Source organism: Chromobacterium haemolyticum DSM 19808 (assembly GCF_000711885.1).
GTDB lineage: Bacteria > Pseudomonadota > Gammaproteobacteria > Burkholderiales > Chromobacteriaceae > Chromobacterium > Chromobacterium haemolyticum.
Genome location: NZ_KL543996.1, coordinates 44,061 through 69,817 on the forward strand (window position 1 = coordinate 44,061; position 25,757 = coordinate 69,817).

At 64.6% G+C, this 25,757-nt stretch carries 25 protein-coding genes; 14 read left to right on the forward strand and 11 right to left on the reverse strand.

The features are described from left to right. The 3 genes from BR71_RS24540 to rstA form a co-directional block, all read right to left on the reverse strand. On the reverse strand, positions 1–188 hold a 188-nt coding region (locus BR71_RS24540; protein ID WP_043642121.1), incomplete at its 3' end, for a hypothetical protein. A gap of 147 nt (positions 189–335) precedes the next feature. Continuing rightward, complete coding sequence (gene rstB, locus BR71_RS21685) at positions 336–1,607, reverse strand: two-component system sensor histidine kinase RstB (protein ID WP_043642124.1); 1,272 nt, start codon at positions 1,605–1,607, stop codon at positions 336–338. Between the two features lie 6 nt (positions 1,608–1,613). Further along, positions 1,614–2,333, reverse strand: a complete 720-nt coding sequence (gene rstA, locus BR71_RS21690; RefSeq protein WP_039755039.1) for a two-component system response regulator RstA — start codon at positions 2,331–2,333, stop codon at positions 1,614–1,616. A 207-nt stretch (positions 2,334–2,540) separates the two neighbouring features. On the opposite strand from rstA, the gene BR71_RS21695 reads away from it, so the two are divergent. The 14 genes from BR71_RS21695 (at position 2,541) to cyoE (ending at position 15,588) form a co-directional block, all read left to right on the forward strand. Next, positions 2,541–2,873, forward strand: a complete 333-nt coding sequence (locus BR71_RS21695; RefSeq protein WP_043642126.1) for a hypothetical protein — start codon at positions 2,541–2,543, stop codon at positions 2,871–2,873. Between the two features lie 39 nt (positions 2,874–2,912). Further along, positions 2,913–3,275 carry an SFCGS family glycine-rich protein gene (locus BR71_RS21700; RefSeq protein WP_043642128.1) on the forward strand — a complete coding sequence of 121 codons (363 nt, stop codon included), beginning with the start codon at positions 2,913–2,915 and terminating at the stop codon, positions 3,273–3,275. A 3-nt stretch (positions 3,276–3,278) separates the two neighbouring features. Continuing rightward, positions 3,279–3,581, forward strand: a complete 303-nt coding sequence (locus BR71_RS21705) for a DUF4312 family protein (protein ID WP_043642131.1) — start codon at positions 3,279–3,281, stop codon at positions 3,579–3,581. A 35-nt stretch (positions 3,582–3,616) separates the two neighbouring features. Beyond that, a complete protein-coding gene (locus BR71_RS21710) occupies positions 3,617–4,393 on the forward strand; it encodes a DUF4311 domain-containing protein (protein WP_043642133.1) in 777 nt (258 codons plus the stop codon). Between the two features lie 17 nt (positions 4,394–4,410). Then, positions 4,411–5,064 carry a DUF4310 family protein gene (locus BR71_RS21715; protein WP_043642134.1) on the forward strand — a complete coding sequence of 218 codons (654 nt, stop codon included), beginning with the start codon at positions 4,411–4,413 and terminating at the stop codon, positions 5,062–5,064. Positions 5,065–5,074: 10 nt separating this feature from the next. Then, a complete protein-coding gene (locus tag BR71_RS21720; RefSeq protein WP_043642136.1) occupies positions 5,075–6,208 on the forward strand; it encodes an amidohydrolase/deacetylase family metallohydrolase in 1,134 nt (377 codons plus the stop codon). Continuing rightward, a complete protein-coding gene (locus BR71_RS21725) occupies positions 6,192–7,310 on the forward strand; it encodes a DgaE family pyridoxal phosphate-dependent ammonia lyase (protein WP_043642138.1) in 1,119 nt (372 codons plus the stop codon). The genes BR71_RS21720 and BR71_RS21725 overlap by 17 nt, the downstream gene beginning before the upstream one ends. After that, positions 7,307–8,041, forward strand: a complete 735-nt coding sequence (gene dagF / locus BR71_RS21730; protein WP_043642140.1) for a 2-dehydro-3-deoxy-phosphogluconate aldolase — start codon at positions 7,307–7,309, stop codon at positions 8,039–8,041. The genes BR71_RS21725 and dagF overlap by 4 nt, the downstream gene beginning before the upstream one ends. A 46-nt stretch (positions 8,042–8,087) precedes the next feature. Further along, a complete protein-coding gene (locus BR71_RS21735) occupies positions 8,088–10,004 on the forward strand; it encodes a BglG family transcription antiterminator (RefSeq protein ID WP_043642142.1) in 1,917 nt (638 codons plus the stop codon). 726 nt (positions 10,005–10,730) lie between these two features. Then, on the forward strand, positions 10,731–11,663 hold the full coding sequence (gene cyoA / locus BR71_RS21740) for a ubiquinol oxidase subunit II (protein ID WP_043591143.1): 933 nt from the start codon (positions 10,731–10,733) through the stop codon (positions 11,661–11,663). Positions 11,664–11,670: 7 nt separating this feature from the next. Continuing rightward, positions 11,671–13,713, forward strand: coding sequence for a cytochrome o ubiquinol oxidase subunit I (cyoB, locus tag BR71_RS21745; RefSeq protein ID WP_043642145.1), 2,043 nt, complete (start codon positions 11,671–11,673; stop codon positions 13,711–13,713). Between the two features lie 15 nt (positions 13,714–13,728). After that, positions 13,729–14,343, forward strand: coding sequence for a cytochrome o ubiquinol oxidase subunit III (gene cyoC / locus BR71_RS21750; RefSeq protein ID WP_019100421.1), 615 nt, complete (start codon positions 13,729–13,731; stop codon positions 14,341–14,343). Next, positions 14,340–14,660: a cytochrome o ubiquinol oxidase subunit IV gene (gene cyoD / locus BR71_RS21755; RefSeq protein ID WP_043591087.1), complete on the forward strand. Its 321-nt coding sequence runs from the start codon at positions 14,340–14,342 to the stop codon at positions 14,658–14,660. Before cyoC ends, cyoD begins: the two co-directional genes overlap by 4 nt. 22 nt (positions 14,661–14,682) lie before the next feature. Beyond that, on the forward strand, positions 14,683–15,588 hold the full coding sequence (gene cyoE, locus BR71_RS21760; RefSeq protein ID WP_039754342.1) for a heme o synthase: 906 nt from the start codon (positions 14,683–14,685) through the stop codon (positions 15,586–15,588). Positions 15,589–15,659: 71 nt separating this feature from the next. On the opposite strand, the gene BR71_RS21765 is transcribed toward cyoE, so the two are convergent. The 8 genes from BR71_RS21765 to BR71_RS21800 all read right to left on the reverse strand — a co-directional run bounded on the left by BR71_RS21765 (position 15,660) and on the right by BR71_RS21800 (position 25,557). Next, entirely contained in the window at positions 15,660–17,624 is a 1,965-nt protein-coding gene (locus tag BR71_RS21765; RefSeq protein WP_043642147.1) for an acetyl/propionyl/methylcrotonyl-CoA carboxylase subunit alpha, read from the reverse strand. Between the two features lie 5 nt (positions 17,625–17,629). Further along, positions 17,630–19,234 carry a carboxyl transferase domain-containing protein gene (locus tag BR71_RS21770; protein WP_043642150.1) on the reverse strand — a complete coding sequence of 535 codons (1,605 nt, stop codon included), beginning with the start codon at positions 19,232–19,234 and terminating at the stop codon, positions 17,630–17,632. A 17-nt stretch (positions 19,235–19,251) separates the two neighbouring features. Next, positions 19,252–20,463, reverse strand: coding sequence for an MFS transporter (locus tag BR71_RS21775; protein ID WP_208854925.1), 1,212 nt, complete (start codon positions 20,461–20,463; stop codon positions 19,252–19,254). Beyond that, positions 20,456–21,667, reverse strand: coding sequence for an 8-amino-7-oxononanoate synthase family protein (locus BR71_RS21780; RefSeq protein ID WP_043642152.1), 1,212 nt, complete (start codon positions 21,665–21,667; stop codon positions 20,456–20,458). The genes BR71_RS21775 and BR71_RS21780 overlap by 8 nt, the downstream gene beginning before the upstream one ends. A gap of 52 nt (positions 21,668–21,719) precedes the next feature. Beyond that, positions 21,720–22,922, reverse strand: a complete 1,203-nt coding sequence (pcaF, locus tag BR71_RS21785; RefSeq protein ID WP_043642154.1) for a 3-oxoadipyl-CoA thiolase — start codon at positions 22,920–22,922, stop codon at positions 21,720–21,722. A gap of 12 nt (positions 22,923–22,934) precedes the next feature. After that, entirely contained in the window at positions 22,935–23,603 is a 669-nt protein-coding gene (locus BR71_RS21790) for an alpha/beta hydrolase (protein WP_043642159.1), read from the reverse strand. Positions 23,604–23,762: 159 nt separating this feature from the next. Beyond that, entirely contained in the window at positions 23,763–24,584 is an 822-nt protein-coding gene (locus BR71_RS21795) for a beta-keto acid cleavage family enzyme (RefSeq protein ID WP_043642161.1), read from the reverse strand. A gap of 43 nt (positions 24,585–24,627) precedes the next feature. Continuing rightward, positions 24,628–25,557 (reverse strand): DMT family transporter, encoded by a 930-nt coding sequence (locus BR71_RS21800; RefSeq protein WP_043642301.1) that lies wholly within the window; start codon positions 25,555–25,557, stop codon positions 24,628–24,630. Positions 25,558–25,757: the final 200 nt, after the last annotated feature.

The following is a 25,757-nucleotide window of genomic DNA, read 5'->3' on the forward strand; positions in this document are numbered from 1 at the left end:
GAAGCTTCGGCTTTGGCGGCCTGAGCTTTTTGAGCAGCGGAAGCTTCTTTCTTCGCTACTTTTTTCTCGGCTTTTTTAGCCTTGTGGATCGCAACCGGAGCGGAAGCAGCAGCTTTTTCAGCGGCGAAGCCGTTAACGGACACCAGGCTGAAAGCAGCGGTCAGAGCAAGCAGAGCCAGCTTTTTCATTTGTGAAACTCCTAAGTTTCTTGGATTGGTATGAAAGTGGACACATAATCCTTTTCAGGCCGAAATGCTAACCATGACAAGGGGCTGAGTCTATGCTCTCTGTGTATCCCAATGTTACGGAATGTACATATTTGGCGGCGGCGGGGTTCAGATCGGCCAGCGGAACAGAAAGCGCGCGCCGCCCAGCGGCGAGCTTTCCACTTTGACTTCGCCTCGGTGGGCGCGGGCGATGCCCGCGACGATGGCCAGGCCCAGACCATGGCCGCCGGTTTTGCGGCCGCGGCTTTCGTCCAGCCGCACGAAGGCGTCGAATACTCGGCTGCGGTCTTGTTCGGGAATGCCGGGGCCGTCGTCGTCCACCATGATGATGCAGTGGCGCTGCTCGACGATGATGCTGGTTTGCACCAGGTGGTTGGCGTGGCGGCGGGCGTTGGACAGGAAGTTGTCCAGCACCCGGGTCAGCAGGTGTTCGTCGGCGGTGATGGCCAGGCTGGCGCCGGCAGGCTCCAGCCACTGAATGTCCTGCGTCAATGCGGCTTGGCCGGAGATGCGGTCTTTGGCCCAGGGAATGGCGTCGAAGGTGCTGAGCTTAAGAGGCGCTTCAGGCCGGTCCAGCCGCGCGTGCAGCAGCAATTCTTCCACGAGTTTGTCGATGGCGGACAAGTCGCGTTCGATCGCCTGCCGCTCCGGGCTGCTTTCGTCTCCTTCCAGCAGCGCCATCCGGTAGCGCAGCCGCGCCAGCGGCGTGCGCAGCTCATGGGCCACGGCGTTGGTCAGTGTTTTCTTGCTGTTGATCAGCGCGGCGATATTGTCGGCCATGTGGTTGAAGGCGACGCCCAACTGGCTGACGCCAGAGCGCGGCGGTAGATCGACGCGGGCGGAAAGGTTGCCGCTGGCCAGCTTGCCGGCGGTTTGTTCCAGAGCCACCAGATCGCGCCAGTGCGGACGCATCCACAGGAAAACCGGGATCGCCAGCGACAGGCCGATGAAGCCCAGCAGTGCGTAGTCGAACCATTTGAGCTGATGCAGGAAAAAGAGATAGCGCAGCGGGCCGGCCACCAACAGGTAGTTGCTGTCCTCCAGTTTTTGCAGGAATACGTATTTATCTTCCAGCATCACGATTTCGCCGCGGTCCAGCGCCTGCTTGGATTCGTCGTCCAGCAGATAGCTGCTCATCTTTTCCACTTTGACGCGGAAGGTGAAGCCGTGATCGGAGTTGGCCAGCGTTTCGCTCCAGCGGTCTTCCGGCACGCCGCGCAAATCGGCCTCGATCAGCGACAGCGTGGTACGCAGCAGGTCGGACAGATAGCGCTCGCCCACATCGTCCACCGCCTGTTTGTAGACCGCGCCCACCAAGACCACTGCCACCAGGAAACAGGTCATCAGCAGCAGGTAGAACTGGATGAACAATCGGCGCATGCGCGCTTACTCCCAGCCGGACAAGGAGAACAGATAGCCGCGGTTGCGCACGGTCTTGATGCGGAACGGCTCGCTGGGGTTGTCGCCCAGTTTTTTGCGCAGCCGCGAGATGGCCACATCTATGCTGCGGTCCAGTCCGTCGTAGCTGACGCCGCGCATTTCCTTGAGCAGGATATCTCGGTTCAGGGTTTCGCCGGCGTGGCTGGCCAGCAACCACAGCAGATCGAAGTCCGAGGTGGACAACGGAATCTTTTCGTTTGCCAGCGTCACGTCGCGGCTGATCGGGTCTATGGCCAACTGACCGAACACCACTTTCCGGGTGCCCGGCTTGGGCGCGGCGGCGTCGGCGTTGGCCGGAGCGGGCCGCAGGTTGCGCAATTGGGCGCGCAGCCGCGCTACCAGCACCGAGGGCGGCGTGGTTTTCAGAATGTAGTCGTTGGCGCCCAGTTCCAAGCCCAGTATCTGGTTCATATCGCTGTCCAGCGAGGTCAGCATGATGATGGGGCCGTCAAACTTGGGGCGCAGCTCGCGGCAGATGGAGAGACCGTCCTTGCCGGGCAACATGATGTCCAGCAGCACCAGATCCGGCGCTTCGCGGGCTATGGTGTCCAGCGCGGCGTCGCCGCGCGGCTCCACAACCACGTCCATTTCATGACGGGACAGGAAGTCGCTGATCAGCTCGGCCAGGTCGGCGTCGTCTTCTACAAACACGATGCGGTGAGTCATGCCTTGCATCCATCTATTCAGTGGTCAATCCGCGAAGTATCGCCCGAGCCGCCGCGCGCTTCAACTGCAAGCACGGTCAGGACGGTGTTGTTCCGGTCCGGCGAGCAGGCGATTTCCGTTTCGAAGCGGAAAATCCACCGGTCCACAGTTGGCAGCGGCTTGATTACAGTTTCTCGGCATCGCCAACCGTTTTGCAAAGGAAACCCCATGAACGATCAAGTCCGTCCCATCGCTGTCGACCAGGCCGCTATCCGTCGTCTGGCGGACCAGGTTTTGGGGCAGGTTCCCGCCTTGCTGGACGCGGCCGGCAAATATTTGACCGAGGTTCAGCAGCAGAAGCTGGATTCGCATGTGCTGGCGATGGCGCGCCGTTCCTTGACCGGAGAGTGCCTGCCGGATTTCGACAAGAGCCTGTTCGACGAGATCTCGGACACTACGCGGCGTTTGTCCGCCGCCGTGGTGGCCTTATTCGGCAACCTGCCGGAAGAAGAAGCGCTGCTGCTGTCCATTCATTTCGAGATGGCCAAGAACAAGGCCTGAAGTCCGCCGTGCAAAGCTAGAGAGATAGAGGAGAAGACCATGACGCAGATAACCGTAGTGATTGGCGACCGCCTGGGCAAGGGACAGAAAGTGGGCGCGGGGGCGGAAGCCGCCGGCGCGCGCGCGGTGGTGGTTCCGGGCATGGCCGCGGACATGAAATTGGGCGACGTGATGCAGGCGGAGGGCGCGCAGCTGGGGATTTCCTTCTGCGGCAGCGGCGGCGCCGGCGCCATCACCGCGCAGACCAAGTACGGCTACAAGGCCAAATACGGCATGCGCTCGGTGGAGGAGGGCGTGACCGCGATCGAGGAGGGCTACACCGTGCTCGGGTTCGGTTTCATGGACAAGGAAGAGCTGGGGCAGCGGCTGGTGGCCGCCTATTTGAAGAAATACGGCGGCTGAGCGATGCAAAGGCGTTTCGAATCCAGCGTGACGGTCAGCGGCCGCGGCGACAGCAAGGCTCAGGCTTGCGCCGATGCCTTGTCCGGCGTGCAGCGCGCGGTGACGGCGGCCGGCCATCAGGTGCTGCTGCGCATTGAGCCCCTGCGGGTGGCGGTGGTCGCGGCGGAGGAAGTCCGCCGTCGCGAGCGCTTTTTGTTCTTCTTTCTGCCGCGGGACCGGCTCAGCTATGCCGTCACGTTGGAGGTGGAGGTCAGCGTGACCGTACTGGATATCGAGGCCGTGCCGTTCACTGTGCGCCAAGCTTAGGCGCTGGCTGTCGTTTCATACCAGAGGAGGAAGCCATGCTTCTGATCATTCTTCTCAAGTCGCTGTTGATCGGCGGCTTGGTCGGGGTTGCGGTGGGCGCCGGCGCGGCCCGCATGTTCCATGCGCCAACGTCCCAAGGCATGGGCGCCTTTCGCACCCTGGGCGAACTCAATTCCTGCGAGGGCGATCCGGCCTCGCATTTTTCCTTCGGCCTGGGCTTTTTCTTCAACGCCTGGGCCTCGTCGGTGGCGGCCGGCGCTTTCACTCAGGACATCGATCACCGGGTGATCCCGCACTGGGGGGCGGCGGCGCTGCTGGCGCGCAACCGCAACCTGGCGGAGACCCTGCACAACCCGCGCAAGATGGCCTTGGTGTGCGGGGTGATAGGCATGCTGCTGGTGGCCTTCCTGAACACCACCGCTTCGGCGGTGCCGGCTTCGCTGCAAATCACCGCGGTCAAGGTCTTGGTGCCCGCGGCCAATCTGCTGGTCAATACCGTGATGCCGGTGATTTTCTGGCTGGCGGCGATTGAGGCCGGCCGTCGCTCCGGTTTGTGGGGCACGGTGTTTGGCGGTCTGGCCCAGTTGATCATGGGCAATGCCGTGCCGGGCCTGGTGCTGGGCATTCTGATCGGCAAGGGAGTGGACGAGGGCGGCTGGAACAAGATCACCAAGTTGATGATGGCGGCTATCGTGGCCTTGTTCGCGCTCAGCGCCTTCTTCCGCGGCTTTGATCTGAAGTTGCTCAGCAGCTTCCACTTGAACGCCCCGTCCTGGTTGGAACTGGTGCACGCCGCCGTGCGCGGCGCTTGAGGCTGAAGGAGAGAATGATGACTGAACAAGCACAAGCCGGCGGTTTCTGGCTGGCGGACTGGTCTTTTCCCCTGCTGGTGGGGCTGTTGTCCGCCGGCGTGTTCGCCGGCACGCATATGTATTACGTCTACGGCATCGGCGCTTTCAACGAGGTGGCTTTCGTCTCGATGCTGAGAGCGGGCATGGATACCGGCGTTTACGGCGCGGTGGCGGCCTTCGGCGCCAGCTTCCTCTTTGCCCGGGTGATAGAAGGCTCGCTGGTGGGCATTCTGGACATAGGCGGGGCCATCATGACCGGCGTCGGCCTCGGCATTCCGGCCATGTTCCTCGGCGCGGGGATTCTGTTTCCGGTGGAAAACTTCGGCGCGGCGCTGGCCACCGGCCTGGTCATCGGCCTGCTGATAGGCGCGGTGATTGTCTTTGCGCGCAAATTCACCATCAATCAGGGCAATTCCACTTACGGCGCCGACGTGATGATGGGCGCCGGCAACTCCTCTGGTCGCTTCCTCGGCCCCTTGATCATCCTGTCGGCGATGGCGGCGTCCATTCCCATTGGCGTGGGCTCGCTGCTGGGCGCGCTGGTCTTCTATCTGTGGGGCAAACCCATCACCGGCGGCGCCATCCTCGGCGCGATGCTGCTGGGCACGCTGTTCCCGGTGGCGATTGCCTGAGGAGGCGCTGATGGATGACTTGCTGATCAAGGATGCCTTGCTGGCCGATGGCTCGGTGCTGGACGTCGCCGTCCGCCACGGCAAGATCGCGGGGCTGGGGCGCCAGGAAGGACCGGCCCGGCGCACGGTGCGGCTGGATGGCCGTTGGCGGCTCAGCGCCGGCTGGATAGACGGCCATGTGCATTGCAACCCGGCTTCGCCGATTTATCACGATGAGCCGGACCTGGTGGGCGTGGCCGGCGGCGTCACCACGGTAGTGGACGCGGGGAGCGTCGGAGCCGACGATGTCGCCGCTTTCCGCGAGTTGGCCGGCGGCTGCCGCACCGATGTGCGCGCGCTGTTGAATATTTCGCGCATCGGCCTCGCCACTCAGCATGAGTTGGCCAATCTAGACGATGTCGACGTGGCGTTGGCGGGCGCGGCGATCCGCGCTCATCGCGATTTCATCGTCGGCATCAAGGCTCGGCTGAGCGGCAGCGTGGTCGGCGCCAACGGGATCGCGCCGCTGGCGCGGGCCAAGGAGATCCAGCGCCGCTTTGGGCCGCTGCCGCTGATGGTGCACATCGGCAATACTCCGCCGTCGCTGGACGAGATCGCAGAATGGCTGGAGCCGGGCGATATCGTCACCCATTGTTTCAATGGCAAGCCCAACCGCATCCTGGACGCCGCCGGCGCGCTGCGCGCCTCGGTGCGGGCCGCGATCGAGCGCGGCGTGTTGTTGGATGTCGGCCACGGCAGCGCCAGCTTCAGTTTCCGCGTAGCGCGCGAAGCCATGGCGCTGGGCGTGTACCCGGACACCATCAGCTCGGACATCTATTGCCGCAACCGCGTCAGCGGGCCGGTGTTCGGCCTGGCGGCGGTGATGTCCAAATTCCTGAGCCTGGGCATGCCGCTGGATCGGGTGCTGGACTGCGTGACCCGGCGGCCGGCAGAGACGCTGCGGCTCAGCGGCAAAGGGCGGCTGGAAGTAGGCGCGGACGCCGATCTCACCATTTTCGACATCGAAACCGCGCCGCGGCCGCTGAGCGACAGCGACGGCGACACGCTGACTTGCGTGCGTAACCTGGTGCCGCTGGCGGCGGTGGCGGGCGGCGTTTTGCTGCCCACCGAACAAGGAAAGGCTTGCCATGTCTTCAATCTATGAACGGTACCAGCTGCGACCGGTGATCAACGCCTCCGGCCGCATGACCATGCTTGGCGTATCCACGCCTGCGCCGGAGGTGACGGCCGCGGTGGCGCAGGGCCTGGGCCAGTATTTCGAGATGAAGGATTTGGTCGACAAAACCGGCGACTACATCGCCCGCTTGCTGGAGGTGGAGGCCGCCACCGTGGTGTCCTGCGCTTCCGCCGGCATTGCTCAGTCGGTGGCCGCGGTCATTGTCCGCGATGATCCGCGCCTGCTGGTGAACCTGCACGCGCAGGCAGTCAACGGGCCGCGTGAAATCGTGCTGCCCAAAGGGCACAACGTCAATTTCGGCGCGCCGGTCGGCACCATGGTGGCGCTGGGCGGCGGTCAGGTGGTGGAAGCCGGCTGGGGCAATGAGTGTTCGGCCGCGCAGCTTGAGGCCGCGGTGGGGCCCGACACGGCCGCCATTCTGTACATCAAGTCGCATCACGCCTTGCAGAAAAGCGTGCTCAGCGTGGCCGAGGCCGCCGAGGTGGCGCGCCGCCGCCATGTGCCGCTGATCGTCGATGCGGCGGCGGAGGAGGACTTGCGCGCCTACTACCTGCAAGGGGCCGACCTGGTGATCTACAGCGGAGCCAAGGCGATTGAGGGGCCGACCAGCGGCCTGGTGCTGGGCCGCCGCCAGTATGTGGAATGGGTCAAGCTGCAAAGCCAGGGCATAGGCCGGGCGATGAAGGTGGGCAAGGAGGGCATCCTGGGCCTGACCTGCGCGATCGAACGCTATCTCAAACAGGACAAGGAAAGCGGAGCGGCCATGGCGGAACGGCTGCAGCCCTTCATCGCCGGCCTGAACCAACTGGCCGGCGTGAGCGCGCGGCTGGTCTGGGACGCCGCCGGCCGCGACATCGCTCGCGCCGAGATCGCTTTTGACGCCGCCGCGTCCGGCCTCAGCGCGGCCGCCGCGGCCGCCGCGCTGAAACAGGGGGACATCGCCATTTATTTCCGGGAATACCGGGCTAACGAGGGCAAGCTGGAAGTGGACGCGCGCAGCGTGGACGCCGCCCAGCTGGAACAGATCAGCGCGCGCATCCGCCGCTTGCTGACGGGAGAACAAGCATGAAACTGGAACCCAATTTTTATCAAGGCCGCGTTTGCTTGAATGTGTTGGCGGGAAGCAAGCACAATGCCAGAGATATCCACCAGGCGGCGGAAGGACACGTATTGGTGGGAGTCTTGTCGAAGAACTACGCCGATGTGGACAGCGCGGTTGCCGACATGCGCGAATACGCGGCCTTGATCGACAACGCCTTGTCGGTGGGGCTGGGCGCCGGCGATCCGCGCCAGTCGGACATGGTCAGCGCCATTGCCGGCCAAGTGCAGCCGCAGCACGTCAATCAGGTGTTCACCGGCGTCGGCGCCAGCCGCGCGCTGCTGGGCCAGGCGCGTACCGTGGTCAACGGCCTGGTTTCGCCCAGCGGCATTCCTGGCCTGGTGAAGGTGTCCACCGGTCCGCTCAGCGCAGAATCGCCCGTTTGCGCGGCGCCGGTGGACACCGCCATCGCCATGCTCAAGGATATGGGCGGCAGTTCGATCAAGTACTTTCCCATGGGAGGACTAGACTGCCGCGACGAGTATCTGGCGGTGGCGGAAGCCTGCGCGCGCCATGATTTCTGGCTGGAGCCCACTGGCGGCATCTCGCTGGAGAACTTCAGCGAGATCGTCCGCCTGGCGCTGGAGGCCGGCGTGCCCAAGGTGATTCCGCATGTGTACAGCTCCATCATCGACGCGAATGGCGAAACCCGGCCGGGCGACGTTGAACGGCTGCTGTCGATGGTGAAAGCCTTGTTGTAGACGCGCCCGGGGAGGCCGGGCGCGGATGGGTTCAAGAAAGAGGCTCATGGTCAAATTCCCCTATCAACGGCTGGCCCAGGCCTTTGCCGCCCTGCAGGCGGAAGCGCTGCCGCAGGAAGAGCTGGCGCGTCGGCTGGCGGTGTCCACCCGCACCGTGCGCAACGACATCGACGCGCTCAACGCCATTCTGGCCGAGCACGGCGCGCGCTTCGTGCTCAAGCGCGGCGAGGGCTACCGGCTGCAGGCCGACGACCCGGAACGCTTCCAGCGGGTGCGGCCGCAGGCCGGTTCCGGCCGCGCCATCCCGCGACAGGCCGGCGAGCGGGTGCACTACCTGCTGGCTCAATTTCTAGGCTCCGCCTACGCCTTGAAGCTGCAAGATCTGGCCGACGCCTGGTGCGTGAGCCGCGCCACCTTGCAGGCGGACATGGCCGAGGTGCGCGAGCGTCTGGCCGCTTACGGTCTGAGCATAGAGGCCAAGCCGCACTACGGCATGAAGCTGTTGGGCGCGGAATCCTCCATCCGCGTCTGCCTTAGCGATCTATTGGCGCAACTGGCGGCGGAGCGGCCGGACCACCCGCTGTTGAGCGCGGACCCGGTGCTGGCCGACGCGCTGGCGACGGTGCGCGCCGGCCTGCCAGGCTGTTTGAGCCGCGCCGGCGTCCGTCTCAGCGACGATGGCGCTCAGTTTCTGACCTTTTATTGCGCGGTGGCGGCCAAGCGCATCGTCGACGGTTTTCCGCTGCAGGACTTCTGCGGCGAGGAGACGCTGCCGGCGGTGGATCAGGCCGCCACGCATATCGTCGGCCTGCTGAGGCGCATGAGCGGAGTGGAAATCGCCGCCGCCGAGCGGGCCTTTCTCTGCGTCAACATTGCCGCGCGCAGCCTGACCGGCATGTTGCCCAGCGCGATCAACGCCGACGACGCCGACGCCTTGGTCTGCTACATCCTCGACTACATCAACCGCCATTACCGTTACGATCTGCGCGCCGACCGGCAATTGCGAGAGGACCTGATCACCCACGTTAAAACCATGATCACCCGGGTGCGTTACCAGATTAATCTGCCCAATCCGGTGTTGGCCGACATCAAGCAGCATTACGCGCTGGCCTATGACTTCACGCTGGCGGCGGTGTCTAGCTGGGCCAAGCACTCGCCGTACCGGATCTCGGAAAATGAGATCGGCTATCTGGTGCTGCACATCGGCGTGGGGCTGGAGCGCCATTACCAGATCGGCTATCTGCGCCGGCCGCAGGCCCTGCTGGTGTGCGACGGCGGCAACGCCACGCTGCGCACGTTGGAGGCGGTGTTGCGGCGCCGTTTCCCGCAGTTGGAGGTATGCGCCTCCTTGTCCTGTCAGGAATACGAGGCGCTGGAGCATGTGAGCGCGGATTTCGTGGTGTCCACGGTGCGCTTGGAAGACAAGCGCAAGCCCGTGGCGCTGCTGTCGCCGTTTCCATCGGATTACCAGTTGGAGCAATTGGCGCGGCTGGTGGCGGTGGACCGTACCCGGCCTTATATGTTGGAACGCTATTTTTCCGCCAAGCATTTCTGGGTGGCGGAAGCGGGACTGAGTCAGCAGGCCTTGTTCGAGCGTGTTTGCGGGCAGTTGCGCGAGGAGGGCTATGTCGACGCCGATTTCCTGCCTTCGGTGCGCGAGCGCGAGGACATTCTCAGCACCATGCTGGGCGACGGTATCGCCTTGCCGCACTCGCTGGGCCTGCTGGCGCGCAAAACCACGGTGTGCACCATCATCGCGCCGCACGGCGTCGCCTGGGGCGAGGGCAGCGTGGCGCGGGTGATTTTTCTGCTGGCGATCAGCAAGACCGAGTACGAGGAGGCGATGGCGATCTACGAACTGTTCGTTTCCTTCATGCGCCAGCGCGCCGGCGTCCGGCTGGTGGAAAGCCGCAGCTTCGAAGAGTTTCTGCGCAATGCCTTGCTATGCCTGCCTGAGTCCTGAAGCACGCGGGAAGGGCTTTTCCCGCGGCTGTCAATCCATACGGTTTGGTTTATGTTTTTGTTGCGATTTGTATTGAATCGCGTTGTTTTTGTGCACAGCAAAGGGTGGAGTTCCTGCTTTTTTGTAACAGTTTGAAACTGTGTATATGTTCGAGTATTTACTTCATGCTTTCGTTCTAGATCACGCCATGTCTGAGCTTGGGCGTTATTTTCGTCATTGATCTGTAACAAGTGATCTGGTTTTGCCCTGCGGGCGGCCATTAACCTGGATCAAATTTGCCCTTGAAAGTTAGGGGCGAACTGTTTTTAATAGCGCCGCCTGGCTTCACAACCGGGATGCTCCCGCCGCTTTCTGCGCCGTCCAGGGCTGCTTGCCCGCTGGAAGACGCGTCTCCGCCCGAGGGTTCGCCGGCTGTCAGCGTTGTGATGTCCCAGCAGGAGAAAGCCGGCTGTCGCCGCTCTCCTGTCGCGTCATCCACTTGGAGCGATTCACGTCGCCCCTGTCGATTGATCATACCGACCTTTCGATTTTGATCAGCTCGCGCTGCGAGTTCCGCATTGTTTTTTATTATGACGATAGCATTTGCATGGCCGTCGGCCGCGCAAGGGCTCGCTGTTGCCGTCCGGTCATGAGCCGGGCCTGGATTACCGCCGCCGGGGCCGATGGCGCGCAGCCGTAGCGCCCGGGCGAGATAACAAGAATGTTCAACCCGTAAAGTCGTAAATGATGAGAAACCAAAGACCCTCACGCCTGTGGCGGGGACTTGCTGTTGCTTCGGCGTTGCTGCTCGCCGGGTGTCAAGGCGGAATCCTTGACCCCAAGGGCCCGGTGGCGGCGGAGCAGAAGTCCCTGATCATCACGGCAACCGCGCTGATGCTGCTGGTGGTCATCCCGGTGATCGTGATGACCCTGTTCTTCGCCTGGAAGTACCGAGCCAGCAACAAGGACGCCGTCTACGAGCCCAAATGGTCGCACTCGACCAAGATCGAGCTGGTGGTCTGGCTGATTCCCTGCATCATCATCGCCTTCCTTGCCGTGCTCACCTGGGAAACCACCCACAAGCTGGATCCGTACCGCCCGCTGGATTCGGATCAGAAGCCGATCGAGGTGCAGGTGGTGGCGTTGAACTGGAAATGGTTGTTCATCTACCCGGAACAGCAGATCGCCACGATCAACGAGCTGGCCTTCCCCAGTAATGTGCCGGTGAATTTCAAGATCACTTCCGACGCCGCGATGAACTCCTTCTTCATCCCGCAATTGGGCGGCCAGATTTACGCGATGGCCGGCATGCAGACCCAGTTGCATCTGCTGGCGCATGAGCCGGGCGTGTACAAGGGCTTCTCCGCCAACTACAGCGGCGCCGGCTTCTCCGGCATGAAGTTCAACGCCGTCGCCACCAAGACGCCGGCTGAGTTCGATGCCTGGGTGGCCAAGGTCAAGGCTTCCGGCAAGACGCTGGACGTCAACGGCTATCGCGGCCTGGTGCTGCCTAGCGAAAAGAACCCGGTGACCTATTACGGCGCCGTCACCCCCTATCTGTTCCAGGGCGTGTTGCACAAATACATGACCGGCCGCACCTCGCTGGCCGCCACCGAGGCCGACGTCAAGCTGGCCGCGCTGGCCAAGAGCCTGTGTGAACCGCTGACGGTGAAGGAGTAATCAAGACATGCTGTTAGGCAAACTGACGCTGGACGCCATCCCTTTCCACGAACCCATCGTGATGGGCGCGCTGGGCGGCGCCGGCCTGATCGGGCTGATGCTGGTGGCCCTGATCTCCAAAATGGGCAAATGGGGCTATCTGTGGCATGAGTGGCTGACTTCGGTCGATCACAAGAAGATCGGCGTGATGTACATCATCGTCGCCATGATCATGTTGCTGCGCGGCTTCGCCGACGCGCTGATGATGCGCGCGCAACTGGCCATCGCCACGGGCGGCAGCCATGGCGTGCTGCCGCCCGATCACTACGATCAGATCTTCACCGCCCACGGCGTGATCATGATCATTTTCATGGCGATGCCGTTCATGACGGGCCTGATGAACATCGTGGTGCCGCTGCAGATCGGCGCGCGCGACGTGGCTTTCCCCTTCCTGAACTCGCTGAGCTTCTGGCTGCTGGTGGCGGCGGTGATTCTGGTCAACTTGTCGTTGGGCGTGGGCAACTTCGCCCGCACCGGCTGGGTGGCCTATCCGCCCTTGGCCGGCATTGCATTCAGTCCAGACGTGGGGGTGGATTACTACACCTGGGCCTTGCAGATATCAGGGATAGGGACGACGCTGACGGCGATCAACTTCCTGGTCACCGTGATCAAGATGCGCGCTCCGGGCATGAAGCTGATGGACATGCCCATCTTCACCTGGACCTGCACCTGGGCCAATGTGCTGATCGCCAGTTCCTTCCCGATCCTGACCGGCGCGCTGGCCATGCTGAGCCTGGACCGCTACCTGGACTTCCATTTCTTCACCGCGGAAGCCGGCGGCAACGCCATGATGTATCTGAACCTGTTCTGGGCCTGGGGTCACCCCGAGGTGTACATTCTGGTGCTGCCCGCCTTCGGCATTTTCTCCGAGGTGGTGTCCACCTTCACCGGCAAGCGCCTGTTCGGCCATAAGTCCATGATCTACGCCAGCGGCGCGATTTCCATCCTGGGCTTCATGGTATGGCTGCATCACTTCTTCACCATGGGTTCCGGCGCCAGCGTCAACGCTTTCTTCGGCATCGCCACCATGATCATTTCGATCCCGACCGGGGTGAAGCTGTTCAACTGGTTATTCACCATCTACCGCGGCCGCCTGCGCTTTGAAACTCCCATCCTGTGGACGCTGGGTTTCATGGTTACCTTCTCCATCGGCGGCATGACCGGCGTGTTGATGGCGGTGCCGGGCGCGGACTTCGTGTTGCACAACAGCCTGTTCCTGATCGCCCACTTCCACAACACCATTATCGGCGGCGCGGTGTTCGGCTACTTGGCCGGCGTGACCTTCTGGTTCCCGAAAGTGTTTGGTTTCAAGTTGAACCCGAAACTGGGCAAGGCCTCGTTCTGGTTCTGGCAGATCGGCTTCATGTTCGCCTTCATGCCGCTGTATGTGTTGGGCTTCCTCGGCATGACCCGCCGCCTGAACTACACCACCAATCCTGAATGGGAGCCGTGGCTGTACCTGGCGCTGTTCGGCGCGCTGTTGATCGCCTGCGGCATCGCCTGCCAGCTGCTGCAGATCGCGGTTAGCATCCGCGACCGCAAGAAGCTCGCCGACGTCAGCGGCGACCCGTGGAACGGCCATACCCTGGAGTGGTCCACCTCGTCGCCGGCGCCGTTCTACAACTTCGCCAAGCTGCCGGTGGTGCATGACATCGACGCCTTCACCGACATGAAGGAAAAAGGCGTGGCCTATGCGGTGCCGTCGTCCTACGAGCCTATCCACATGCCCAAGAACACCGCGGTGGGCGTCTACATCGGCGGCTTTACCACGGTGCTGGGCTTCGCCTTGATCTGGCATATCTGGTGGTTGGCCATCTTTGGCCTGGTGGGCATCGTTGGCTGCATGCTGGCGCGCGCCTACGACAACGACCTGGACTACTACGTCCAGCCGGAGGAAGTGGAAGCCATCGAGCGCGAGCGCTTCGAGAAGCTGGGCATCGACGTGGACAACTACACCGAGCGTGATCCGGCCCAGCCGCAAAAGGCTGTGCGTCCGACCACCACCGCGTAAGGGGCTGAATCCGACATGACGACTTATGTAAAAGACGCGCACGAAGCGCATGAGGACCACGAGCACCACGACAGCGGTTCGCAAACCGTGCTGGGCTTCTGGTTCTACCTGATGACCGACTGCATCCTGTTCGCCAGCGCGTTCGCGGCTTACGCCGTGCTGTTCCGCAATGTGGCGGAAGGCGTGTCCGGCAAGGATATCTTCGATCTGCAATACGTGCTGGTGGAAACCGCGGCGCTGCTGCTGTCCTCCATCACCTACGGCTTTGCGATGATCGCCGGTCAGAAGGGCAATAAATCCGCGGTGCTGGGCTGGCTGGGCATGACCTTCCTGTTTGGCGCCGCCTTCATCGGCCTGGAAATCAACGAGTTTCATCACCTGATCTCCGAGGGCCACGGCCCGCAGGTCAGCGCCTTCCTGTCGGCCTTCTTCGGCCTGGTGGGTCTGCACGGCCTGCACGTGACCGCCGGCCTGATCTGGATGGCGGTGATGATGATGGAGGTGGCCAAGACCGGCCTGACCGGCCGCGCGATGACGCGCCTGAACTGCCTGTCGCTGTTCTGGCACTTCCTCGACATCGTGTGGATTTGCGTGTTCACCGTCGTCTACCTGAAAGGAGCCATGGGATGAGCCAGGCACATGAACACGCCGCGCACGGCAGCGTGAAAAGCTATCTGATCGGCTTCCTGCTGTCGGTGGTGCTCACCGCCATTCCGTTCTGGATGGTGATGGGCGGCGCCTTCACGCCGCAGGCGACGGCCATCGGCATCTTCGCGCTGGCGGTGGTGCAGATCGTGGTGCATCTGAAGTATTTCCTGCACCTGGACTTCAGCAAGGAGGGCAAGCTCAACACCATGTCCTTCCTGTTCACCGGCATGGTGATCGTGCTGCTGGTCGGGCTGTCGATCTGGATCATCTACACCGCCGACGCGCTGATGATGCGTTGAGACGGCGTTGAGAGAGACCGCCTTGAAATTCAAGCGCTATTTGCAGGTGACCAAGCCGGGCATCATCTTCGGCAACCTGATCTCGGCCGTCGGCGGCTTTCTGCTGGCGGCCCAGGGCCGGGTTGACTGGAGCTTGCTGCTGGCCACGCTGGCCGGCCTCTCGCTGGTGGTGGCGTCCGGCTGTGCGATCAACAACTGCATAGACCAGGACATCGACGCCAAGATGGCCCGTACCCGCAAGCGGGTGCTGGTCACCGGCGCGATGAGCACCCGGGCGGCGCTGGCTCACGGCCTGCTGCTCGGCTTGGCCGGCTTCTACGCGCTGTGGCGCTGGACCAATCCGCTGGCCTTCGGCTGCGTGCTGTTCGGCTTCGTCATCTATGTGGGGGTGTACAGCCTCTATATGAAGCGCCATTCGGTGTACGGCACCCTGGTGGGCAGCTTGTCCGGCGCGGTGCCGCCGGTGGCCGGCTACTGCGCGGTGACCGGCCGTTTCGACGCCGGCGCGGCTATCCTGCTGCTGATGTTCTGTCTGTGGCAGATGCCGCATTCCTACGCCATCGCCATCTTCCGCCTGCAGGATTACCAGGCGGCGGGGATTCCGGTGTTGCCGGTGGTCAAGGGCATTTCCAGCGCCAAGCGCCAGATCGTGCTTTACATCCTGGCCTTCGGCGCCGCCACCGCGATGCTGGCTTTCGGCGGATACGCCGGCTACGGCTATCTGGCGGTGGCCGGAGCCACCAGCCTGTGGTGGCTGAAGATGGCCTTGTCCGGCTACAAGAGCAGCACCGACGACCGCGTCTGGGCGCGTCAGGTGTTCTTCTTTTCCATCATCACCATCACCGCGCTATCCGTGATGATGGCGGTGGATTTCCGGCAGCCGGAACGCCAACAGCTGGCCGGCCTGAGCGCCACCGCGCAGTCCTGAACGTCAGCAAGCCAAGACAAAGCGCGGGCCGTGGCCCGCGCTTTTTTCATGGCTGAGCGGCTAGAGCGCGATCACACGTCGTCGGCCGCGACGCTGACCAGCACCTGGTCGGCGGCGACAATGTCGCCCACCCGGCAGTGCAGCGCGCTGACGACGCCGGCGCGCGGCGCATAGATCCGGTTTTCCATCTTCATCGCTTCGACCACGGCCAGTACCTGGTTGGCTTCCACGCGCTGTTCGACGGCCACCGGCAGCGCCACCACCGTGCCCGGCATCGGCGAGGTCACCCGTTGGCCGGCGTCGGCGTCCGCCTCGGCGGCCTCCGGCTGCTCCGCCTGTAAGCGCAGTCGATGGCCGCCCACCGTCAGCTCCATATCGTCGCCGCAGGGCAGGGCGCTCCAGCGCAGCCCGTCCACCTCGCCGCGCCACAGCTCGCCGTCGCGGCTCAGTTCCACGCACAGGCTCCGCTCTCCCACCGCCACGCGGGCATGGGCGCCGGCGCGTTCCAGCAGCCGGGCCTGCCAGCGCGAAGCGCCGGCGCGATAGCTCAGGCGGCCCAAGGGCGCGTCCGGGTCCAGCGCGGCGCGGTCGTGGGGGCCGATGCCGCCCTGCCAGGGCGAGGATGATTCGGCGCAGTTCAGCGCCAGTTCGACGGCTGCGGCGCAGGCGACGGCTTCGGCCACCGGCGCGCTTTCCGGCGCGGCGGCGAGCTGGTCGACCAGATGGGTGTCCAGCAGGCCGGCCCGCACTCGCGGTTCGCGCAGCAGCCGGTCGATGAAGCCCAGATTGCTGGTCAGGCCCGGCAGCGCGGTGTCGCGCGCGGCGGCCTGTAGCGTGTCCAGCGCCGCGCCGCGGTTGCCGCCGTGGGCGATCAGCTTGGCCAGCATCGGATCGTAGAAGGCCGGTACTTCGCCGCCGCCGCCGTCGAAGGCCGCGTCCACTCGGCAGCCTTGCGGCCAGCGCGCCAGCAGCGCCTTGCCCGGCATGGGCGCGAATTCGCGCAGCGGGTCTTCGGCGTAGACTCGGCACTCGATGGCGTGGCCATCTGCGCGGATCTCCTCCTGGCGCAGCGGCAAGGCTTCGCCGGCGGCCACGCGCAGCTGCCATTCCACCAAGTCCAGGCCGGTGACGGCCTCGGTAACCGGGTGTTCCACCTGCAAGCGGGTGTTCACTTCCAGGAAATAAAACTGGCCGTCCGGCGCCAGGATGAATTCAAAAGTGCCGGCGTTCCGGTAGCCGATGGCTGCCGCGCCGCGCACCGCGGTGTCCAGCAGCGCGGCGCGGGTGGCGGCCGGCATCGCGCAGGCCGGCGCCTCTTCGATGATTTTCTGGTGGCGACGCTGCAAGGAGCACTCGCGTTCGAACAGATGCACCACATTGCCGTGACTATCGCCGAACACCTGTACTTCCAGGTGGCGCGGTTGGGCGATGTAGCGCTCCACCAGCAAGCGGCCGTCGCCGAAGCTGGAGCGGCCGACGCGCACGGCGGCGTCCACCGCCTCGCGCAGCGCGGCTTCTTTCCACACCACCTGCATGCCTTTTCCGCCGCCGCCGGCCACCGGCTTGAGGATGACCGGATAGCCTATCTCGGCGCTGCTCTCCAGGATCAGACCGTAGGATTCGGTGGCCTCCGCCGAGCCCGGCGTTACCGGCACGCCCGCCGCCGCCATCAACTGACGCGCGCGCGCTTTGTCTCCCATCTGGGCGATGGTGTCGGCGTCCGGGCCTATGAAAACCAGGCCGGCGGCGGTCACCGCTCGGGCGAAGTCGGCGTTTTCCGAGAGGAAGCCGTAGCCGGGATGAATGGCCTCGCAGCCGCTGGCCAGCGCCGCGGCGATGATGGCCTCTCCATTCAGATAGCTGGCGCTGGCCGGGGCCTCGCCTATCCAGCGCCGCTCCGCGGCCCCTTCCAGGTGCGCGGCGTCGGCGTCGGCCGTGGAGTAGACGGCGACATGCTCGATACCGAGCCGCCGGCAGCTGCGGGCGATGCGGCGCGCGATCTCGCCGCGGTTGGCGATCAAAATTCGTTTGAACATGGTGTTTACATCCTGAAAACGCCGAAGCGGGTGTCTTGGACGGGAGCGGCGGCGGCCAGCGCCAGGCTGAGCGCCAGCCATTCGCGGGTCTGGGCCGGGTCGACGATGGCGTCCACCCACATGCGGGCCGCCACGTACAGCGCCTGGCCCTGGCGCTCGTAGGCGTCGCGGATCGGCCGCTTGAAGCTTTCCTCTTCTTCCGGCGTCCAGGCCTTGCCCTGTTTTTCCAATTGTTCCGCGCGGATCAGCGCCAGCACTGTTGCCGCCTGCTCCCCGCCCACCACCGTGGTCTTGGCGTTGGGCCACATCGCCATCAACTGCGGGCCGATGGCGCGGCCGCACATGGCCAGATTGCCGGCGCCGTAGCTGCCGCCGATCAGGATGCTGAATTTGGGCACGCGGGCGCAGGAGGCGGCGTTGACCATCTTGGCTCCGTGCTTGGCGATGCCGCCGGCCTCGTATTCCGCGCCCACCATGAAGCCGTTGATATTGTGCAGGAATAGCAGGGGAATGCCGCGTTGCGCGCATAGTTCGATGAAGTTGGCCGCTTTTTGCGCGCTCTCCGAGAACAACACCCCGTCGTTGATCAGCACGCCCACCGGATAGCCGCCGATGTGGCCGGTGCCGCACAGAATGGTGGCGCCGAAGCGGGCGCGGTATTCGGCAAAGGCGGAGTCGTCCAGCAGCCGGGCCAGGATTTCCCGCGCCGGAATATGTTCGCGCGGGTTGGCGCTGACGATGCCGGCCAGCTCAGCCGGATCATAACGCGGTGGCCGCGGCGTTTGCGGCGGTGCGTACTGCCTGCCGCGGCCGCGGCGGGCCACGATGTCGCGCATCAGCCGCAGCGCGTGCTCGTCGCTCAGCGCATAGTGGTCTGCCACGCCGCTGTCGCGGGCGTGCACGTCGGCTCCGCCCAGGGTTTCCGCGTCCACGATTACCCCGGTGGCGGCTCGCACCAGTTGCGGGCCGCCCAGAAAGATGGAGCCGTTGCCGCGCACGATGATGGTTTCGTCGCTCATCGCCGGGATGTAGGCACCGCCGGCGGTGCAGGAGCCGAGCACCGCGGAGATCTGCGGCAGGCCCAGCGCCGACATCTCGGCGATATTGCGGAAGATGCGGCCGAAGTGCTGCTCATCCGGGAAAATGTCTTCCTGCAAGGGGAGGTAGACTCCGCCGGAATCCACCAGATAGAGGCAGGGCAGGCCTTGTTCGCGGGCGATCTGCTGGGTGCGCAGATGCTTGCGCAGTGTCAGCGGGTAATAAGTGCCGCCCTTGACCGAGGCATCGTTGGCGAATACCGCCACTGCGTGGCCGGCGACGATGCCGATGCCGGTGACGATGCCGGCGCAGGGCACCGCGTGGTCGTAAACGTCGTGGGCGGCCAGTTGGCCGATCTCCAGAAAGGGCGTGCCGGGGTCCAGCAGCAGCGACAAGCGCTCGCGCGGGGACAGCTTGCCCTTGGCCGCCTGTTTGGCGCGCGCTTCGGGGCCGCCGCCTTGCAGGGCGGCGTCGCGGGCGGCGGCGATGCGCTCGCGCAGTTGGCGGTAGGCTTCGGCATTGCGTTCAAACGCCTCGCCGGAGGCGGGAACGCGGGATTCAATACGGGACATGAATAAGCTTCCTCGATTCAGGACGCGCGCGGGCGCACCTTGAACAGCACTTGGGACAGGGTCAACAGGCCGAGGGCGGCTACCGCCAGCGTCCAGGCGCCATCGTGATGCAGCAGCACCGAGACGGTGGCGGCGATGCCGGCCAGCCCTTGCTGCAGGAAGCCGCACAAGGCCATCGCATGCGCGCCGTGTTCCTTGGCGTCGCTGACGGCGGTGGCCATGCTGTTGGGAAACAGCACCGCCTGGCCGAAGATGGTCAGGCAGTAGAGGCCGATGAACAGCCACAAGCCGGGCTGATGCTCCAACAAGCCCAGATGCCAGCCCAGCAGCATGGCCAGCGTGGCCGCGGCCAGCAGCGCCGAGCCGGCGCGCATCAGCCGCAACCCGCCCACGCGGGCCACCAGACGGTTCACCACCATGGCGCCGCTGAAGTAAGACAGGCCGATCAACAGGCCGACGTTGCCGAAACCGGCCACCGCGAGGCCGAAGTGCTCCTGAAACACAAAGGGGCTGACTTCTTGCAAGGTCACCGTGGTGGCGAAGCCCAGGCCGCCGGCGCAGGCAGGCCATAGAAAGCCGGGGCGGCGCAGAATGCGCCAGTACGGGCTGGGGCCGGAGGCCGAGGCGGCCGGGCGGCCGGCTTGCAGCGGCAGGCCCATGGTCAGCAGCGCCGCCACGGCGCCGGTGACCGCCATCAAGGCGAAACCGGCTTCCCAATGACTGTATTTGCCGATCAGACCGCCGATGAACTGGCCGCCGCCCAGCGCGGTGATGAAGGCGATGGACAGCACGGATAATTTGCGAGCCAGATCGTCGCCGCGCCAGTGATCGCGCACGATGATGCGGGCGATGATGGCCGCGCCGCCGCCGGCGATGCCTTGCGCCACGCGCAGCGTCAGCAGCTCCGCGGCGTTGGACACGAAGGCGAGCAGCAGGCTGCAGACGATGAATAGCGCCAGCGAAATCAGCAGCGGTCCGCGCCGGCCCCAGCGGTCGGCCGCCGAGCCCCAGAACAGCACCGGCAAGGCCGCGCCCACCACGTAGCCGGAAATGGACATCTCCACCAGGCTCTGGCTCATCGCCAATTCCCGCATCACCGCCGGCAGCGAAGGCAGATACACGGTGGTGGCCATCTGCGCCATGAACACGATCAGGCAGGCCAGCACCATCAGCCGGCCGGCCGGCTGCGCCAGCGCCGCTTGCGGCGCGGTCAGGGTTTTTTCATTCATGGGCGGCTCGCAACTGATTGAGGCAGGCGGCGAAGCGTTCGATCTCCTGCGTGCTCATATTGGCGCGGATCATGATGCGCAGGCCGGCGCGGCCCTTGGCGATCACCGGGAAGAAGATGGGCGAGGTGTAGAAACCGTCTTCCAGCAAGCTCTTGGCGTAGAAGATGGTGTTTTCTTCCGAGCCGATGGAGACGAAGCGGATGGGCAGCGGCTCGCCGCTATTGTCGGAGGCCACGTGTTGGTCGAACAGGCGGATATTGTCCTGCAACCGCTGTTGCAGGCGCGGCAGCTCCTCGGAGCGATGAATGGCCGCGGACTGGATGATGGCGCCCAGGCCGGCGGTGTTGATGCGTTGCGACCAAGTCACCGGTCCGCCGAAGCGGGTGGCCAGCTTACGGCGCTCCGCGTGGTGGCGCGGGCCCAGGAAGATGGCGCCGCCGGACGCGCCGAAGCCCTTGTTCAGCGAGGTGACGATCAAGGTGCGCTCATTGATGCCGCCCATGGTTTCCAGCACCAGGCCGCGGCCATGGCGGCCCAGCGTGGACAGACCGTGAGCTTCGTCGAAAAACAGGAACAAACCGTATTTGTCCTGCAACGCCAGCAGCTCCGGTACCGGGGCCATGCCGCCGGTGCTGTAGACCCCGTCGGCGACGTAGGCCACGCGCGCATGCGTTTTGCACAGGTCTTCCAGCGTGTTCAGATCATTGTGGCGGATGGTGTGGATCTCGGCCTCGTCGGCGCAGATCGGCTTCATCATGTTCAGGCAGAAGTGGGCGTTCTTGTCGAACACCATCAAGGGCGGCACATCCTCGGTCAGCGCGCCGGAGGCGAGCAGGGGCAGGGCGGCCGCGGCGGCGGCGGCGCAAGACGGCACGGTCAGCGTTTCCGCATCCACCAGTTCCGCCAGCGCGTCCTCCGCCTGCTGCAGGATGTCGAACTGCACGCGGATGCGCGAAATCGAGGTATTCAACGAGCCGGTGTTCAACACCGCGTCCGCCGCCGCTTGCAGGATGTCCGGGTGCGAGTCCAGGCCCAGATAGGAATAGGACGACATATTGACGAAGCGCTTGCCGTTGGCCACCGCCTCGTGACGGCCGTCGCCCAGGTTGCGGGTGACGATATTGGCCATGCCGGCCTGGGTGGTGATGTCCCAGAAGCTGTTACTCAACTGAATGGCTTTTTTGATATTGGCGTGTTGATGCATGTTTCCCCCCTCGTATGGTTTGGCGGCGGCCGTCATGGCCGCCTCGTCCGGCTTATACCCGCTCCAGAATCAGAGCCGCGCCCTGTCCCACGCCCACGCACATGGTGCACAGCGCGTAGCGCTTGCCGCTGGCCTGCAACTGCGCGGCGGCGGTCAAAACCAGCCGGCTGCCGCTCATCCCCAGCGGGTGGCCCAGCGCGATGGCGCCGCCTTTGGGATTCACGCGTTCGCTGTTGTCCGGCAGGCCCAGCGCGCGGGTGACCGCCAGCGCCTGAGCGGCGAAGGCTTCGTTCAGTTCAATGATGTCGATGTCCTCGATGCCCAGGCCGGCCTGGCGCAGCGCCTTGCGGCTGGCCTCTATCGGGCCCGCGCCCATGATGCGCGGCGCGATGCCGGAGCTGGCCGAGGCCAGCACCCGCGCGCGCGGACGCAGGCCGTGACGTTGCGCCGCCGAAGCCGAGGCGATGATCATCGCCGCCGCGCCGTCGTTGACGCCGGAGGCGTTGCCGGCGGTGATGCTGGATTCCGGGCCAAACAGCGCCTTGAGCTTGGCCAGTTCCTCCAGAGAAGTCTGGCGCGGGTGTTCGTCGCGGCTGACGATGAGCGGGTCCTGCTTGCGGCGTGGAATCGTCACCGGCACGATTTCCTCGGCGAAGGCGCCGGTTTCCAGCGCGGCGAAGTAACGCTGCTGGCTGCGCAGCGCGAAGGCGTCCTGATCCTGGCGGCTAACGCCGAATTCACGCGCCACGTTCTCCGCGGTGGCCGGCATGGTGTCCACGCCGTATTGCTTCTCCATCACCGGATTGACGAAGCGCCAGCCTATGGTGGTGTCGTAGATCTGCATGTCGCGGCCGAAGGCTTTTTCCGACTTCGGCATCACGAAGGGCGCGCGCGACATGGATTCCACGCCGCCGGCGATCAGCAGCTCGGCCTCGCCGGACTTGATTGCGCGCGCCGCCAGCGCCACCGCGTCCAGACCGGAGGCGCACAGGCGGTTCACAGTCAGGCCCGGGACGCTCTCCGGATAGCCGGCCAGCAGCAGGCTCATGCGGGCCACGTTGCGGTTGTCCTCGCCGGCCTGGTTGGCGCAGCCCAGGATGACTTCGTCTATCTCCGCCGGGTCCAGGCCCGGATTGCGCTCAAGAAGGGCGCGCAGCGGCGCCGCGGCCAGATCGTCGGCGCGCACGCCGGACAAGGCGCCGCCGAAGCGGCCGATGGGTGTGCGCACGGCGTCGCAGATGAAGGCGTCGGTCATTGCGGTTTCCTCTCAGCTCAAGCTGGTTTGCGGTTGCAACAGCGCGGACAGCAAATCGCGCGCCGCGTCTATTTCGTCGGCGCAAACGTGGTGGGGCATGTCCGGATAAACGCGGAAATCCACCTTGGCGCCAGCGCGACGGAAGGTCTCGGCGCTGCGTTGGATCCGCTCCAGCGGCATCCAGCTGTCGCTGTCGCTGGTGCCGAAGAAGGCCGGGAAGTCCAGCGCCGCGGTTGGCTCGCCCCAGGCAGACTCGTCGGGGCCGAACAGGCCGCCGGAGAAGGCGATCAGCCCGCCTATCGGGCTGGGGCGGCGATAGATGAATTCGGCGGCCAGACAAGCGCCCTGGGAGAAGCCCATCAATACGATCTGGCGGTTAGCGAAGCCGTAGCCGCGCAATTCTTCGATGGTGGCCTCGACGCAATCCAGCGCCTGATCCAGCGCGGGCTGATTGCTCTCCAGCGGCGCCATGAAGCTGTGCGGATACCAGGTGCGGTCCTTGGCGATGGGCAGGATATAGGCGACGTCGGCCAGGCCGATGGCCTCACCGTTTTTGTAGGCGTCCTGGGCGCTCTGGCGGCGGCCGTGCAGCAGCACCACGGCCAGTTTGGCCTGGTTCAGCGGCGCGCCGTAGATTTCCAGACCTTGTTCTTTGTGCGGATTCGGATCGATCGTGCTCATGTAGTGTGTCCTTTGAATGGCTTGGCGTTACGATCTGCTGCGCATCGGCGATACGGCGTTGAAACCGTCTTCGGAATGCTCATGTACCGTATGTACACTCCGCTTCTTCAGCCGTTTTCGCCTTGTCTCGCTCTTGCTCGCGAGAACGTAAACATGTTCTTAGTGGATGCCCAGAATCTGCTTGGCTTCGGCGGGGGAGGCGATCTCGCGGCCGACTTCGCCGGCCAGGCGCGCCAGGCGCTCCACCAGTTGGGCGTTGTCGCGGGCCAGTTCGCCGTAGCGGTAATAGACGTTGTCTTCCAGGCCGGTGCGAACATGGCCGCCCAGCAGCAGGGTGTGCAGATTGATCGCCAGCTGGTGTTTGCCTATGCCCAGGGCGGACCACACGCTGTCCTGCGGAATGCTTTCGACGAAATGCAGCAGGTTCTTGCAAGTGGCGGCCGCGCCGCCCTGTATGCCCATGGCGAAGCTGAAGCACAGCGGGCCGCTCAGGTAGCCATCTTCCTGCAGTTTCAGCGCCTCGCCGATGATGCCCTGGTGGTAGACCTCGATCTCCGGCTTGGCGCGGTATTCGCGGATGTCCAAGGCCAGCGCGCGCGCCAGCTCCGGCGGATTGATGAAGGGCTTGCTGCCGTGGTTGACCGAGCCGCAGTTGAAGGAGGCGATGTCGGGGCGGAAGGGCAGGTGATTCCAGGCTTCCTTCTTCTCCAGTTGCGGCGGCAGGTTGAGGCCGGAGGTGCTCAGATTGATCAGGATGTCGCAGCGATCGCGGATGCGGCGGACGATCTCGCCGTAGACGTCCGCGTCGTAGCTGGGCGTGCCGTCCGGGTTGCGGGCGTGGATGTGGACCACCGCCGCGCCGGCGTTCCAGCATTCGTAGGCGGCCTGGGCGATTTCCTCAGGCGAGAACGGAACGCCCGGATGTTTTTGCCGGCTGGTGATGCCGCCGTTGACGGCGGCGGTGATGATGAGTTTTTGCATGGTGGGAAAGCTCATGTGAATAAAGGGTAAAAAGCGACGGCGCTCAGATCTGGTCGCCGGCGGGCGCGGTTTGAGGCTGCGCGGCGGCGGTTGGGCGCTTGGACACCAGATAAATGCCAACGCCGATCAGCACGCCGCCGATCAGTTCATGCAACGACAGCGAATAGCCGAAGGCGACAAAGGAAATCAGGGTGGCGAACAGCGGAGATAGAAACAGGAAGCCGCTGGTGCGCACCGCGCCGCCCAGGTCCAGCGCCATGAACCACAGCGCCATGGCCCCGGTGGTGGCCGGCAGCGCCAGCCACAAAAAGGCGGCCAACACCCGCTCGCTGTGCGGCGGGGCGGGGACTTCTCCGCCGGCCCAGGCCAGCAGCGCCAGGCAGGCCGAACCGACCAGCATCTGCCAAAAAGTCAGCGCCCAGACGTTGATCACGATGCGGCTGCCCTTGATCACCAGCGTGGACGCGGCCCAACAGGCCGCGCCGCACAGCACCAGCGCGTCGCCGGCGCCGAAGCCGTCCAGCTTGTTCAAGCCGATGCAGACGGCGACGCCGAAGAAAGCGAGGACCAGGCCGACGGCGGCCAGAGGGTGGATTTTTTCCTTTAGCGCCAGCCGCGACATCAAGGCCACGATCAAGGGGGTGCAGGCCATCAGGATGGCGGCCTTGGCCGGTGTGGTGCTGCGCAGCCCGATATTGAGAAAGCCCATCGAGCCGGCGGTTTGCAGCAGCCCGATCAGCGCCAGCACGCCCCAGGGGCGCGGGCGGACGAAAGCGCGCGGATAGCGGAAGCGCTGCCACAGCAGTATGGGGACGATGCCGGCGGCGGCGGCGGTGAAGCGCGCCACCGCCGCCCATAAGGGCGGCATTTCCGAAAGCACGATCTTGGAGGTGGGGAAGGTGGAGCCAAACAAAAAGGTGGCGGCCAGAATCAGCAGCCAATAGCGTTTGGCGTCGTAGTTGGGATGGGACATGGTCACCTGGCCAGACAGCGGTTTCAATAGCTATTTATCATATTGAAACGGTTTGGCTCAGGCTTCTTGCAAGCGGACAATTGCTGCGTCAAAACGGACAATCATGCTGCGCTGCGGCAAAGCTGTGTCGGCGCGCGGGGCCGCGAGGTGGAGGAGTGGCTGCTCAAAGCCTCGCTTTTGCCGGCGCGGCTTTGAACAGC

Bases quoted from the DNA above. Each gene is read 5' to 3' on its own strand.
- BR71_RS21780 (WP_043642152.1), bottom strand. From the start codon at position 21,667: ATGCATCAACACGCCAATATCAAAAAAGCCATTCAGTTGAGTAACAGC.
- dagF (WP_043642140.1), top strand. From the start codon at position 7,307: ATGAAACTGGAACCCAATTTTTATCAAGGCCGCGTTTGCTTGAATGTG.
- BR71_RS21775 (WP_208854925.1), bottom strand. From the start codon at position 20,463: ATGAATGAAAAAACCCTGACCGCGCCGCAAGCGGCGCTGGCGCAGCCG.
- cyoA (WP_043591143.1), top strand. From the start codon at position 10,731: ATGAGAAACCAAAGACCCTCACGCCTGTGGCGGGGACTTGCTGTTGCT.
- rstB (WP_043642124.1), bottom strand. From the start codon at position 1,607: ATGCGCCGATTGTTCATCCAGTTCTACCTGCTGCTGATGACCTGTTTC.
- cyoD (WP_043591087.1), top strand. From the start codon at position 14,340: ATGAGCCAGGCACATGAACACGCCGCGCACGGCAGCGTGAAAAGCTAT.
- rstA (WP_039755039.1), bottom strand. From the start codon at position 2,333: ATGACTCACCGCATCGTGTTTGTAGAAGACGACGCCGACCTGGCCGAG.
- BR71_RS21720 (WP_043642136.1), top strand. From the start codon at position 5,075: ATGGATGACTTGCTGATCAAGGATGCCTTGCTGGCCGATGGCTCGGTG.
- BR71_RS21725 (WP_043642138.1), top strand. From the start codon at position 6,192: ATGTCTTCAATCTATGAACGGTACCAGCTGCGACCGGTGATCAACGCC.
- BR71_RS21715 (WP_043642134.1), top strand. From the start codon at position 4,411: ATGACTGAACAAGCACAAGCCGGCGGTTTCTGGCTGGCGGACTGGTCT.
- pcaF (WP_043642154.1), bottom strand. From the start codon at position 22,922: ATGACCGACGCCTTCATCTGCGACGCCGTGCGCACACCCATCGGCCGC.
- BR71_RS21735 (WP_043642142.1), top strand. From the start codon at position 8,088: ATGGTCAAATTCCCCTATCAACGGCTGGCCCAGGCCTTTGCCGCCCTG.
- cyoB (WP_043642145.1), top strand. From the start codon at position 11,671: ATGCTGTTAGGCAAACTGACGCTGGACGCCATCCCTTTCCACGAACCC.
- cyoC (WP_019100421.1), top strand. From the start codon at position 13,729: ATGACGACTTATGTAAAAGACGCGCACGAAGCGCATGAGGACCACGAG.
- BR71_RS21710 (WP_043642133.1), top strand. From the start codon at position 3,617: ATGCTTCTGATCATTCTTCTCAAGTCGCTGTTGATCGGCGGCTTGGTC.
- BR71_RS21700 (WP_043642128.1), top strand. From the start codon at position 2,913: ATGACGCAGATAACCGTAGTGATTGGCGACCGCCTGGGCAAGGGACAG.
- BR71_RS21800 (WP_043642301.1), bottom strand. From the start codon at position 25,557: ATGTCCCATCCCAACTACGACGCCAAACGCTATTGGCTGCTGATTCTG.
- BR71_RS21765 (WP_043642147.1), bottom strand. From the start codon at position 17,624: ATGTTCAAACGAATTTTGATCGCCAACCGCGGCGAGATCGCGCGCCGC.
- BR71_RS21795 (WP_043642161.1), bottom strand. From the start codon at position 24,584: ATGCAAAAACTCATCATCACCGCCGCCGTCAACGGCGGCATCACCAGC.
- BR71_RS21705 (WP_043642131.1), top strand. From the start codon at position 3,279: ATGCAAAGGCGTTTCGAATCCAGCGTGACGGTCAGCGGCCGCGGCGAC.
- BR71_RS21695 (WP_043642126.1), top strand. From the start codon at position 2,541: ATGAACGATCAAGTCCGTCCCATCGCTGTCGACCAGGCCGCTATCCGT.
- BR71_RS21770 (WP_043642150.1), bottom strand. From the start codon at position 19,234: ATGTCCCGTATTGAATCCCGCGTTCCCGCCTCCGGCGAGGCGTTTGAA.
- BR71_RS21790 (WP_043642159.1), bottom strand. From the start codon at position 23,603: ATGAGCACGATCGATCCGAATCCGCACAAAGAACAAGGTCTGGAAATC.